Genomic DNA, 12,911 nt, shown 5'->3' with positions numbered 1-12,911 from the left:
GTGACCTTCAGCCTGTTCGGCTTCATCATCGGCATCTGGGCCGACGGCTTCGAGAAGCTGCAGATGATTCCGATGCTGGTGGTGACGCCCCTGACGTTCCTCGGCGGCAGCTTCTATTCGGTGAACATGCTGCCCGCGGGCTGGCGCACGGTCGCGCTGTTCAATCCGGTGGTCTATCTGATCTCCGGCTTCCGCTGGAGCTTTTACGAGATCGCCGACGTCAGCGTGACCCTGAGCCTCGCCATGACCCTCGCGTTTCTGGCGATCTGCATGGTCGTGATCTCCTGGATCTTCCGCACCGGCTACCGGCTGAAGAACTAGACCGACGAGCGGCAGCCCGGGATGACGAGAGCGTGAACGCGCGCTCGCGAAAATGTCAGCACCGCCTGCCCGGATTGATCATGCCGCAGCCTTGCTTGCGCCCGGTCGGACGTTAACGATTGTGTGCGCAGGCGACTGGAACCAAAGCCGGATTGCAGGCATAGTGCAGGGCGGGGGACGGAGAGCCGCGGCGCTTGCGCGAACAGGCCGGAGGCCGGGATCAAGATGCGTTTCCTTTTGGTTGCTTTCACGTCATTGATGCTGCTCAGCGCCGGCGCGGCGCAGGCGAAGGTCGACATCACCATCGACAAGGACAATCAGCAGATGACCGTCGCCGTCGACGGCGTCGCGCGCTATCACTGGCCGGTGTCGACCGGCATCCCCTCGCGCGAGACGCCGAACGGATCGTTCCGCGCCTTCCGCATGGAAGAGGACCACTACTCCAAGGAATTCGACGACGCGCCGATGCCGCACTCGATCTTCTTCACCAAGATCGGGCACGCGATCCATGGCACCGATTCGGTCGGCCGGCTCGGCACACCCGCTTCCCACGGCTGCGTGCGGCTATCGCGCGCCAATGCCGCAACGCTCTATGCGCTGGTCGAGCGAGAGGGCGTGCTCAACACCACGGTAACGTTGACCGGCTCGGCGCAGGTCGCGCTGGCGCGCAATCCGCGCGGCACCGCCGTTGCCCGCCGCAACTTCCAGCAGGACCAGTACCGGCAAGACCAGTACACCGCGGCCGGCGATCCCGTCGACCTGACGCCGCAGGCCCTGCCCGGACGCCGCTATGCGCCGCAAACGCAGGATGACGGCTACATCTATCCGGCCGACGGCAGCGACAACACCGCACGCTATCCGGCGCCGCGTTCGAACCGGCCGCTCTACGACGCCCAGGCCTATCCGCAGCAGCAGCAGTACTACAATCAGGGCTACGGTCAGCCCGGCTACTACCAGCCCCGTCCCTACTACCCACCGCGCCAGAACTACTACTATCAGAACTGATCGCCGGCGACGGCGCGCGGCCCGTGTGGCCGCCGCTGTCGAGGTGAACCATCCTCTCTCGCCCGACGGCACGACCGGTGCCCTGTTGCCCTTCCTCTTGCGCTTCGCCCCAAGATGCCGTCCCCTGCCAAGACGATCCTGACTGCCGTCTTCGTTCTCATCGCGGGAGAGGCCATGGCGTTCGATCTCGAGGCACATCGCGGCGGGCGGGCGCTGCTGCCGGAGAACACCCTACCGGCCTTTGCCAATGCGCTGTCGATCGGCGTCGACACGCTCGAGCTCGACACCGGCATGACCGCGGACGGCGAGGTGATCGTCTCCCACGAGCGCGGGCTCAACCCCGACATTACCCGCGACGCCGCCGGCGCCTACATCACGCCGCCCGGCATGCCATTCCTGAAGCTGCGGCTCGACGAGGTCAGGACATACGACGTCGGCCGGATCCGGCCCGACTCGGCCTACGCAAGACAATTTCCGGACCAGCGCGCGCTGCCGGGGACACGGATCCCGACGCTGAAAGAGGTGTTCGCGCTGGTCCGCAAGTCCGGCAACGACCGCGTGCGGTTCAACATCGAGACCAAGATCGATCCGGACCATCCCGAGGAGACGCTCGGTCCGCAGGCCTTCGTCGCCAAGCTGCTCGGTGTCATTGCCGCCGAAGGCTTTTCCGATCGCGTCATGATCCAGTCGTTCGACTGGCGCACCCTGCAGCTCGTCCAGCAGCAGGCGCCGAAGATTCCGACCGTCTATCTCACGCTGCAGCGGGGCAAGGCGCCCACCGTCGCGCTCGACCGCGCCACGAGCTGGATGGCGGGCTTCAATCCGGCCGACCATGGCGGCTCGCTGCCGCGCACGATCCAGGCGGCGCGCGGGGTGATCTGGTCGCCCTATTTCGGCGACGTAACTCCGGCGCTCGTTGCGGAGGCGCACGAGGCCGGACTGCGCGTCGTGGTCTGGACCGTCAACAAGCCCGAGGACATGGCGCGCATGATCGCGCTCGGCGTCGACGGCATCATCTCCGACCGTCCGGACCTGTTGCGCCGGGTCGCGGGCGAACAGGGCATCCCGCTGCCGGCGGCAACGCCGGTCAGCCCGTAAGCGCGAGCGGCGCTATTCGCCGTCGCGCAGGCGGCGGTACAGCGCGCCGACGATGTTGGAATAGTCATCGGTCCACACCCGGTACTTCTCGTTGGCCTCGGTCTGCTCCCACTTGTCTGAAGATGCGAGCTTGCCGACATCGGCTTCCTCGCGCGCCGAGACCACGACGTCGGTCGAGAAGATGTAGTCGGCGTCGCGTCCCGAATCCTCGTTGTAGACCCAGCTCTTGAGGTCGTTGGCGTCGGCAATGCCGACCACGACGGTCTCGAGGTCGAGATGGCGGTTGGAGACGTGCATCACCACCGCGCCGTGCGGGGCGAGCTTGTCCTTGTAGATCTTCATCGCCTCTTCGGTCGCCAGATGAATCGGGATCGCATCCGACGAATAGGCGTCGACGATGATGAGGTCGTAGGCGCCGTCCGGCTCCCTGGCGAAGGTGAGGCGCGCATCGCCGATCACCGGCTTCAGGTCGGGCGCGCAGCTCGAGATGTAGCGGAAATATTTCGGGTCGCGCGCGGTGTCGACCATGGTCCGGTCGATCTCGAAGAACTTCCAGCTCTCGCCCGGCTCGGAGGCGCAGGAGAGCGTGCCGGCGCCGACGCCAATCACGGCGACCTTGAGGGGTGCACCCTTGCGCTCGCGGATCGCGGTGACGGCCCGACCGATGCCGCCGTCCCTGTGATAATAGGTGATCGGCTCCGGCCGGCCGGAGACCGGCGTGCCGTCATTGTTGCGGAAGCGCTCGGCGCCGTGAATGGTGGTGCCGTGCATCAGCACGTGGAAATAGCCGCCCGGCGTCACCACGATCTTGTGCACGCCGAAAAAGCTGCGAACCGTCTCGACCCGGCCCTCGTCCGCCGGATAGACGCGGGTCAGTGCCAGCGCCAGCACGACGGTCGCAAGAATCTTCCATCGGCCGGCATTGAGCGCAAGTGCCAGCAGCGCCGCGACCGCACCGACCGCGCCGGCGACCCAGACGCGATGGTCCTCGAACCACGTCGAGACCTCGCCGGCGGCGTAGGACGGCGCGACCAGCGCGATCGCCAGGCCGGCAAGCACGAGCCAATACCAGACCATGACGCGCGCAAGGCGCTCATCCGCCGACGGCCGGCACAACGCCGCGAGCGCGACCAGGATCGGGTACTCGGCGATCCAGGAAAAGGTGAAGGGCGCAATGAGGCCCGCGAACAGGCCGCCGACCATACCGCCGAAGGACAGCGCGACATAGAAGCCGGTGAGATACTTCGCCGCCGGCCGGGTGCGCGCCAGTTCGCCATGGCAGGCCATGGCGATGACGAAGAAGCAGAGCTGATGGCCACCCAGCGTCAGCAGCAGGTTCTGCTCGCCGCCGAAGGCGAGCAAGATTATCACGCCGGCGATCGCCAGCGGCTGCAACATCAGCATCCACTTGTGCGGCAGCAGCGGGCGCGACTGGAACACCAGCACCCAGGTCAGCAGGTACAGCGACAGCGGCAGCACCCACAGGAGTGGCGCTGCCGCGACGTCGGTCGAGATATGCGCGGTCACGGCGATCAGCAGGCCCGACGGCACCGCGGCGAGGAAGATCCAGCGCGCGCGCACCAGCCAGCTCGGCGCCGGCGAATTTGTGTCTTCGGCCCGCGCATCGGCCAGGCTGAGCATCGGCGAGCGCAACAGCAGCACGCCGCACGCCGCGATCAGGAGGATCAGGAGCCCGTAGCCGGCGGTCCACAGCCAGTTCTGGCTGCGCAGGGTGAACATTGGCTCCAGCAGCACCGGGTAGGACAACAGCGCGAGGAAGCTGCCGATGTTGGAGGAGGCGTAGAGGAAATAGGGATCGGGTCCGTCGGGATGGCCGGTGCGGACGAACCAGGCCTGCAGCAGCGGATTGTTGGCGGCCAGCGCGAAGAACGGCAGGCCGATCGACACCGCGAACAGGCCGAGCAGCCAGAAAGCGTAGCCCGAGGCCGGCGGCTCGCCGAAGGACGAGGCGATGCCGAGCGGCAGCGTCGTGAACGCGAGCACCAGGAGCACAAGATGGATGGCGACGGGGATGGCGCGATTGCGGATCTTCATCAAGAGGTGCGCATAGGCATAGCCTGCGAGCAGCAGCGACTGGAAGAACACCATCGCCACCGACCACACCGCCGGCGAGCCGCCGAGCCGCGGCAGCACCATCTTGGTGAACAGCGGCTGCACCGAGAACAACAAGAGCGCGCTGACGAAAATCGCGGCAGTATAGACCGTCAGCACCAGCCGGTTGCGCGAGGCCTGCGGCTGCTCCGCGGCGGCAGATTGCACGATCGAGTCCATGGACGCTCCGGCTCACCCCGGCGGGCGCCGGCGCGCGCACTGGAGCATATGGCACATGAACGGGCAATAAATGCCCGGTGTGTTGCGAAGGGCAATGCCTGATATAACAGCGTCACTCCGGGATGGTCCGACGGACCAGACCTGGGCTCTCGAGGTTCCCCAGTGCGCAATTGCGCATTGGGGTTCGGCCCTTCGAGCCGCCCCGCAACGACGGTGACGAGACTCCCGACATGACCGAAACCGACGTCGTCATCATCGGCGCTGGCCATAACGGCCTCACCTGCGCGGCCTATCTCGCGATGGCCGGCCTGCGGGTGAAGGTGGTCGAGCGGCGCAAGGTCGTCGGCGGCGCCGCGGTCACCGAGGAGTTTCATCCCGGCTTCCGCAATTCGGTCGCGGCCTATACCGTCAGCCTGCTCAATCCAAAGGTGATCCGCGACCTCAGGCTTGCCGAGCACGGCCTGCGCATCGTCGAGCGGCGCGCACAGAATTTCTTGCCCGCGCCCGACGGCAGCTTTCTCCTCACCGGCGAGGGCCGCACCAAGGACTCCGTGCGAAAACTCAGCGCTCACGATGCCGACGCGCTCGACGGTTTCTCCCGCGAACTGGCGGCGATCGCCGACGTGCTGCGGCAATTCGTGCTGCGCGCGCCGCCGAACCTGCTCGACGGATTCGGCACCAACGCGCTGCGCGAGGCCGTCAACGCGATTCAAAGCGCGAACATCCTGCGCGCCTTGACGCTGGAGCAGAGCCGCAGCCTGCTCGATTTGTTCACGCGCTCGGCCGGCGAGATGCTGGACGAGCGGTTCGAGCATGATCTGGTGAAGGCCCTGTTCGGCTTCGACGCCATCGTCGGCAATTATGCGAGCCCCTACGCCCCGGGCTCGGCCTACGTGATGCTGCACCACGCCTTCGGCGAGGTGAACGGCAAGAAGGGCGTCTGGGGCCATGCCATCGGCGGCATGGGGGCGATCACGCAGGCCATGGCGCGCGCCGCCCGCACGCATGGCGCCGAGATCGTGACCGATGCCGGCGTGCGCGAGGTGATCGTCGAGCGCGACCGCGCGAGCGGCGTCGTCCTCGACGACGGCACGACCATTCGCGCGAAATATGTCGCCGCCGGCGTCAATCCAACACTGCTCTATACGAGGCTGATCGCGGCGGAGGCGCTGCCGTCGGAGTTCCTCGCCCGCATCCGGCACTGGAAGAACGGCTCGGGCACCTTCCGCATGAACGTGGCGCTGGCGCGCCTGCCCTCCTTCACCGCGCTGCCGGGCGGCGGCGACCATCTCACTTCCGGCATCATCCTGGCGCCGAGCCTCGGCTATATGGACCGCGCCTATCTGGACGCCCGCGCGCAGGGCTGGAGCACCTCGCCCGTTGTGGAGATGCTGATCCCCTCCACGCTCGACGACAGCCTCGCGCCGGAGGCACGCCACGTGGCGAGCCTGTTCTGCCAGCACGTCGCGCCGGAACTGCCCGGCGGCCGATCCTGGGACGATCATCGCGAGGAGGTCGCCGACCTCATGATCGCGACGGTGGACCGCTACGCGCCGGGCTTTGCCGACAGCGTGCTCGGCCGCCAGATCCTGTCGCCGCTCGACCTGGAGCGGCAATTCGGCCTGATCGGCGGCGACATCTTTCACGGTGCGCTGACGCTGAACCAGCTGTTCTCGGCGCGCCCGATGCTCGGCCATGCCGACTATCGCGGGCCGCTCAGGGGCCTCTACCATTGCGGCTCGGGCGCCCATCCCGGCGGCGGCGTCACCGGCGCACCCGGCCACAATGCTGCCCGTGCGATCCTGAGGGATCACCGGGCGCCGTTCGGTTAGAGGGCGTGACGAGACATCCCCGGCGGCCTGTGGACAGGCTGTTGAAGGCGAGTGGACGACAGGTTGGAAAGGTCGTTGCGGGCGGCGGGAAAACGCCGGAACCGGCTGTGGAGAAACCGGGGGATAACCCTGTGCGTAAGCCGGTGGATACCGACTGCGCGAGGAGAGGAAAACCTGTGCATTTCCGGTGGTGTCTCTGAGACACTACCGCATTCCTCGCAGACGGCAGCGCCCGCGAGAGCATGTCTCTCACGGGCGTCAGCCAGATCAGATCGAGAAAAGTGTGCGCCCTCTTTCGCCAGAGGGAGCGAGATCACCTCAGGGAGCTGCTGATCGAACCAAACTTGTCGTTCAGCGAAGTGCCGAGGTTGTTGACCACGGTGATGATCGCCAGCGCGATGCCGGCTGCAATCAGACCGTATTCGATGGCGGTCGCCCCGGATTCATCGGACCAGAATTTCAGAACCATGCGCTTCAAGCTCGCCTCCATTCAGTTGCGTTGGCTGCCCAACTGGCCCTGTTATAGGCGCGGGAACCTAAAGGGGGCTAAACGCGGAACCCGCAACTCTTGCGAATGATGCGGGGCAATTGTTCGTCAAACTTTATCGAAGAAGCCGGCCGAATGTCACCGTCCCGTCCCGGAAACGCCTTGCCCCGCAAGGGATTTTCTCTCAACGGGCGGCACGCGGGGGCGATGTCGGAATTCGGCGGGGCCGCCGGGCTGGGGCTATTGCATTAGTCTGGCGTTAAGTGTTTCAAGCAGACCGACAGGTTGATCCCAAGCTGCTCAGGACCGCGATCAGGCCGTATTCGATCGCGGTCGCTCCGGATGCATACGACCAGAACCTCAGAACCATGCGCTTCAAGTTCGTTGCAGGCAGGCAGCCGTGACCGAGATGTCCCCCTTGCCCAGCCACCGCGCCTCCTTCGCCATCGGCGACGAGACGGCTGCCCGCCGTATCGTCGACGTGCTGACCGAGATCTTCTTCGAGGGCGACACGGCGGTCGCCGCATTCGAGCGGCCGGACGGGCGCTGGGACGTCACCCTGCATTTCGCGGACGCACCGGACCGGGCGTGGCTGCGCGAGCTGGTCGCCGACGGCGCCGGCCGCGAAGTTGCCGCGACCATCGCCTTCGACACCGTCGAGGCCAAGGACTGGGTCAAGGCGAGCCTGGAAGGCCTGGTCCCCGTTCCGGCCGGACGCTTCGTGGTGCATGGCAGTCACGACCGCGACCGCGTGCCGTCCAACAAGCTCGCGATCGAGATCGAGGCGGCACTCGCCTTCGGCACCGGGCATCACGGCACCACGCGCGGCTGCCTGCTGCTGCTCGACCATGTCCTGAAGAGCTCGCGGCCCATACGCGTGCTCGACCTCGGCACCGGCACCGGCGTGCTGGCGATCGCGGCGGCGAAGGCGCTGCATCGCCGGCTGCTCGGCAGCGACATCGACGCGCCCTCGGTGCGCGTGGCACGCGAGAACGCCGCGCTCAACGGCGTCGGCAATCTCGTGCAGACGATCCGCGCCACCGGCTTCGCCGCGCCGGACTTCGCCAGCGCCGGCCCGTTCGACCTGGTGCTGGCGAACATCCTCGCAAACCCCTTGCGGCAGTTGGCGGGACCGATGGCGCTGCATCTGGCGCCGCGCGCGCAGGTCATCCTCTCGGGGCTGCTGACGCCGCAGGCGCCAGCCGTGATCGCCGCCTATCGCGCCCGCGGACTGGTGCCGCTGCGGCACCTCCGGATCGAGGGCTGGAGCAGCCTGTTGCTGCGACGGATGGGGTGAAGTGCACCAGCCGCCAATCGCTCGCTCTATCCCCTCGTGGTGAGGAGGCGCGCAAGCGCCGTCTCGAACCATGAGGCCCCATCCCGGCCTCGCCCTTCGAGACGCTTGCTGACGCAAGCTCCTCAGGGTGGGGGTTCGAATTCCGAGCGGCTCGAACTATTCCGCCGGCTTGTCGGTGCCGCCCGTCTCGCGCGCCGCGCTCTTGGCGCGCTTCTCGGCAAAGCGGTCGATCATCTGGCTGATGACGCCCTGCGGCCTGGCGGGCGCCGTTGCGGACGGTCCTTGGCCGACCGGAGGCGAAATCTTCTCAAACGTGAACGCAGGCATCGTGTATCCCCTCGTCGTCGAGTTGGAACACTCCCGGTATTTCCTCCGGTCTCCGGATGGGGCTGCTGATGGCCACTTCCGTCGTCCACTCAACGCGAATGGAACTCTGCAAGCACAGTTTATGCCAGATGCGCCGCGATTGCGTCTACATTGCGGACTCATCCCCATGATTCTAAAGTAGCAGCCGCAATGTTCGAAGCGCATTTCCAGACATTCGAGGAGCCGGAGGCCGGCGTCGCCTTGACCGCGCGGCTCGCCGCGTTTCGCGAAGAGCTCGCCCGGCGCAAGCTGACCGGCTTCGTGATTCCCCGCGCCGACCAGCAGCAGAACGAATATGTGGCGCCGTCGGAAGAGCGGCTGGCCTGGCTCACCGGTTTCACCGGCTCCGCCGGGCTCGCCGCGGTCCTGCCCCAGGAAGCCGCGGTCTTCGTCGACGGCCGCTATACGCTGCAGGCGGGCAAGCAGGTCGACGCCAAGGCCTGGAGGATCGAATCGCTGATCGATCCGGCGCCGGAAAGCTGGCTCTCCGCCCGCCTCAAGCCCGGCGATCGCCTGGGATTTGACCCGTGGCTGCACACTTCTGCGGCAGCCGAGCGCCTCGCCGCCGCCTGTGCCAAGGCGGGCGCCGAATTGGTCGCGGTCGACGGCAACCCCGTGGACGCGGTGTGGCCGGACCGGCCGCCGCCGCCGCTCGCCCCGGTCGCGGTGCACGGCCTGCAGCATGCAGGCGTCGCGGAAGCCGACAAGCTGAAGCAGATCGGGAGCGAGATCGAGAAGCTCGGCGTCGACGCGCTGGTGCTGTCCGACAGCCATGCGGTGGCCTGGACCTTCAACATCCGCGGCGGCGACGTCGCCCATACACCGCTGCCGCTGTCCTACGCGCTGGTGCCGAAGGCCGGCCGGCCGACCGTGTTCATCGACCACCGAAAGCTCTCCAACCTCAGCCGCGATCATCTCGAGCAATCCGCCGACGTCCGGGAGCCGGACGCGCTGACGCCGACTTTGATCGCGCTCGCGAAGGGCGGGGCTGCGATCGCGCTCGACAGTGCGACGGCCGCCGATGCGCTCAGCCGGCTGATCGCTGGCGCCGGCGGCAAGCCGGTGCGCGGCAGCGATCCGGTCGCGCTGCTCAAGGCGGTCAAGAACGCGACCGAGATCGCGGGAACCCAGACGGCGCATCGGCGCGACGCGGTGGCCCTGTCGCGCTTCCTCGCTTGGATCGACCGCGAGGCGCCCACGGGCAAATTGACCGAGATCGACGCCGTGGAGGCGCTGGAGACCTTTCGCCGCGACACCGGCGCGCTGAAGGACGTGTCGTTTCCGACCATTTCCGGCACCGGTCCCAACGGCGCCATCGTGCACTACCGCGTCACCCGCCAGAGCAACCGGCGGATCGCGCGCGGCGACCTGCTGCTGATCGATTCGGGCGCGCAGTATGAGGACGGCACCACCGACGTGACGCGGACGATGGCGGTCGGCGAGCCGACCGCGGAGATGCGCGACCGCTTCACCCGCGTGCTGCGCGGCCATATCGCGATCGCGCGCGCGATCTTCCCGGACGGCACGACGGGCGCCCAGCTCGATACGCTGGCGCGACAATATCTGTGGGCCGCCGGCGTCGACTTCGAGCACGGCACCGGACACGGCGTCGGCAGCTATCTCAGCGTGCACGAGGGGCCGGCGCGAATCTCGAAACTCGGCACCACGCCACTCAAGCGCGGCATGATCCTCTCCAACGAGCCCGGCTACTACAAGACCGACGGCTTTGGCATCCGCATCGAGAATCTCGAGCTGGTGGTCACAGCCGACATCGCAGGCGCCGAGAAGCCGATGAACGCGTTCGAGACGCTGACGCTCGCGCCGATCGACCGGCGGCTGATCGAGCCCGGCATGCTCGGCGGGGACGAACTCGGCTGGCTCAACGCCTATCATGCCCGCGTCCGCGCCGCGGTGAGCCCGGCGCTCGATGCGGCGACGAAGGCGTGGCTCGATGAGGCGACGACGGAGCTGAAGGCCTAATTCCGGCGCGCGCAAAGCCGCTCGCAATCTCCGCTGTTATTCGCGCGAAGGCAGCGGCCCGAACGTCGCGCATAGCCGCATGCCGAAACCGCCGTATTCGCGCCGCGCGCGAAGCGGCTAGTGTCCCGTCATGCATGGCATGACGGGCAAACCGAAGGGCACGGCGGCAAGCAAGGACATCGCGACCTCGCGCGCGATGCTGCTGTTGCTGGTCGCCATGACCGGCGTGGCGCCGATCTCGCTCTACATGCTGGTTCCCGCGCTGCCGGTGCTGGCGACCACGTTCGGGCGCGACATCTCCGTCGCGCAGATGACGGTGTCGCTCTTCATGGTCGGCATCGCCTGTTCCCAGCTCATCATGGGGCCGCTGTCCGACAGGTTCGGACGCAGACCCGTGCTGCTCGCCGGACTCACGCTGATGGTCGCCGCCAGCGCGGCCTGCATCTTCGCCGAAACCCTGCCGCAGTTGATCGCAGCGCGCTTCTTCCAGGCGCTCGGCGGCGCCACCGGCATGGTGGTGAGCCGCGCCATCATCCGCGACCTCTACGAGCGCGAGCGCGTCGCCTCGATGATCAGCCTCGTCATCGCCGTGATGATGATCGCGCAGATGCTGTCGCCCTTGACCGGCGGCCTGCTCGAGACCGCGTTCGGCTGGCGCGCGATCTTCTACGCCATCACCGCGGGATCGCTGGCGGTTGCCGCCGGCATCGCGCTCGCACTGCCGGAGACGCGCCGCGACCGCGCGCCCGGCTCCGGCTTTCGCGGCGATTTCGGCAGCCTGGTCAGGAACCGCGCCTTCGTCGGCTACGTGCTGTGCCAAGTGCTGGCCTCGCAGATCATCTTTACCTTCGCCGGCGGCGGCCCCTACATCGTGGTGACGCAAATGGGCCGCACCAGCGCCGAATACGGCGCGTGGTTCGCGACGACAGCCTTTGCATACCTCGTCGGCAACCTCCTGTGCGTACGCTTCGCGCCGCGGCATTCGCTGGAGAGACTGATCTGGTTCGGGCTCGCGGCGCAGCTCGGCGGCAGCCTGCTCAATCTCGCTCTCAGCATTACAGGGCTCAACGCGGCGCCCGGCTGGCTGTTCGGCACCCAGATGATCGTGATGGTCGGCAACGCCTTCGTGATGGCGAACTCGGCCGCCGGCGCCATCAGCGTACGCCCCGAGGCCGCCGGCACCGCCTCCGGCGCCATGGGCTTTCTGCAGCAGGGCATCGGCGCGCTGCTGTCGCAGTTCGGCGCCTATCTCGGCGGCCACTCCACGACGACGCTGCCGCTGACATCAGCGATCCTCGGCATCTCGCTGATCTGCACCTCGACCATGATCTTCGTCGTGCCGCGCCGCGAGGTGGTGGTGAGCGAGATGCTGATCGAGCAGGCGGAAGAGGAGGAGAGCGGGATGCTGTGAGGGGTGCGCGGCGCGCGCCGCATCCACCCGTCATTGCGAGCCAACGGGTCCGCGCAAAGCGCGACCCGATGACAGGCTCCGCGAAGCAATCCAGACCGCTTCCGCGGAGGCACTCTGGATTGCTTCGTCGTTTCGCTCCTCGCAATGACGGGACGTGCGCTTCACTCCCCGATCAGCTTCAGCCACTCGTCCTCGCTGAGCACGGTGACGCTGTGCTTCTTCGCGTCGGCGAGCTTCGAGCCGGCGCCGGGGCCGGCCACCACGAGATCGGTCTTCTTCGACACCGAGCCCGACACCTTCGCGCCCAGCCGCTCGGCGGTGGCCTTGGCCTCGTCGCGGGTCATCTTCTCCAGCGTGCCGGTGAACACCACCGTCTTGCCGGCGACCGCCGAATTGCTCTTCGGCTTCTCGGCGTCGACGATGGTGACCTCCTTCGTCAGCCGCTCGACGATGCCGCGATTGTGGCTTTCGCCGAAATAGTCCGCAATGCTCCGGATCACGGTGTCGCCGATCTGGTCGAGCGCATCCATCTCGGCGATCGCTTCCTCGTCACCCCTGGCGACCTTCGTGCAGGCGTCGTGGAACGCGTCCCACGAGCCGTAGCCGCGCGCCAGCGCCAGCGCCGTGGTCTCGCCGACGTGGCGCATGCCGAGCGCATAGATGAAGCGTTCCAGCGCGATGGAGCGGCGGCTCTCGATCGAAGAGAACAGGTTGCGCACCGAGGTCTCGCCGTAGCCCTCGATCTCCTCGAGCTTGAGCTTCTTGTTGCGCCCCTCGAGCGTGAAGATGTCGGCCGGCTCCTTCACGAAACCCTCGTCGAAG

General features: G+C 67.2%; 11 protein-coding genes. 7 read left to right on the top strand and 4 right to left on the bottom strand.

Annotation, left to right across the window (positions count from 1 at the left end):
* From KGM94_RS17445 to KGM94_RS17435, 3 genes are all read left to right on the top strand, one after another.
* The coding region (locus tag KGM94_RS17445; RefSeq protein ID WP_300261873.1) for an ABC transporter permease at positions 1-321 on the top strand (321 nt) is incomplete at its 5' end.
* Between the two features lie 225 nt (positions 322-546).
* Positions 547-1,326, top strand: a complete 780-nt coding sequence (locus KGM94_RS17440) for a L,D-transpeptidase (protein WP_300261870.1) — start codon at positions 547-549, stop codon at positions 1,324-1,326.
* A gap of 174 nt (positions 1,327-1,500) precedes the next feature.
* The gene (locus KGM94_RS17435) at positions 1,501-2,424 is read left to right on the top strand and encodes a glycerophosphodiester phosphodiesterase (RefSeq protein ID WP_300261867.1); all 924 of its coding nucleotides are present in this window, start codon (positions 1,501-1,503) and stop codon (positions 2,422-2,424) included.
* A 12-nt stretch (positions 2,425-2,436) separates the two neighbouring features.
* Here KGM94_RS17435 and KGM94_RS17430 read toward each other — a convergent pair whose 3' ends face one another.
* Positions 2,437-4,716: a fused MFS/spermidine synthase gene (locus KGM94_RS17430; RefSeq protein WP_300261864.1), complete on the bottom strand. Its 2,280-nt coding sequence runs from the start codon at positions 4,714-4,716 to the stop codon at positions 2,437-2,439.
* Between the two features lie 230 nt (positions 4,717-4,946).
* Between KGM94_RS17430 and KGM94_RS17425 the strand changes: the two genes are divergently transcribed.
* Complete coding sequence (locus KGM94_RS17425) at positions 4,947-6,548, top strand: NAD(P)/FAD-dependent oxidoreductase (protein ID WP_300261861.1); 1,602 nt, start codon at positions 4,947-4,949, stop codon at positions 6,546-6,548.
* A 313-nt stretch (positions 6,549-6,861) separates the two neighbouring features.
* Here KGM94_RS17425 and KGM94_RS17420 read toward each other — a convergent pair whose 3' ends face one another.
* Positions 6,862-7,026, bottom strand: a complete 165-nt coding sequence (locus KGM94_RS17420; RefSeq protein ID WP_300261857.1) for a Flp family type IVb pilin — start codon at positions 7,024-7,026, stop codon at positions 6,862-6,864.
* A gap of 418 nt (positions 7,027-7,444) precedes the next feature.
* Here KGM94_RS17420 and KGM94_RS17415 point away from each other — a divergent pair, with 418 nt between their 5' ends.
* On the top strand, positions 7,445-8,332 hold the full coding sequence (locus tag KGM94_RS17415) for a 50S ribosomal protein L11 methyltransferase (RefSeq protein WP_300261876.1): 888 nt from the start codon (positions 7,445-7,447) through the stop codon (positions 8,330-8,332).
* Positions 8,333-8,488: 156 nt separating this feature from the next.
* Here KGM94_RS17415 and KGM94_RS17410 read toward each other — a convergent pair whose 3' ends face one another.
* The gene (locus KGM94_RS17410; protein WP_300261854.1) at positions 8,489-8,659 is read right to left on the bottom strand and encodes a hypothetical protein; all 171 of its coding nucleotides are present in this window, start codon (positions 8,657-8,659) and stop codon (positions 8,489-8,491) included.
* A 189-nt stretch (positions 8,660-8,848) separates the two neighbouring features.
* Between KGM94_RS17410 and KGM94_RS17405 the strand changes: the two genes are divergently transcribed.
* Positions 8,849-10,678: an aminopeptidase P family protein gene (locus KGM94_RS17405; RefSeq protein WP_300261851.1), complete on the top strand. Its 1,830-nt coding sequence runs from the start codon at positions 8,849-8,851 to the stop codon at positions 10,676-10,678.
* Between the two features lie 130 nt (positions 10,679-10,808).
* The gene (locus KGM94_RS17400) at positions 10,809-12,089 is read left to right on the top strand and encodes a multidrug effflux MFS transporter (RefSeq protein ID WP_300261848.1); all 1,281 of its coding nucleotides are present in this window, start codon (positions 10,809-10,811) and stop codon (positions 12,087-12,089) included.
* Positions 12,090-12,250: 161 nt separating this feature from the next.
* Here KGM94_RS17400 and KGM94_RS17395 read toward each other — a convergent pair.
* Positions 12,251-12,911 (bottom strand): BRCT domain-containing protein (locus tag KGM94_RS17395; RefSeq protein ID WP_300261845.1); only part of this gene is annotated, 661 nt, incomplete at its 5' end.

The organism is Bradyrhizobium sp., from assembly GCF_028868675.1.
Lineage (GTDB): Bacteria > Pseudomonadota > Alphaproteobacteria > Rhizobiales > Xanthobacteraceae > Bradyrhizobium.
This window is presented reverse-complemented; position numbering and strand designations above follow the sequence as displayed.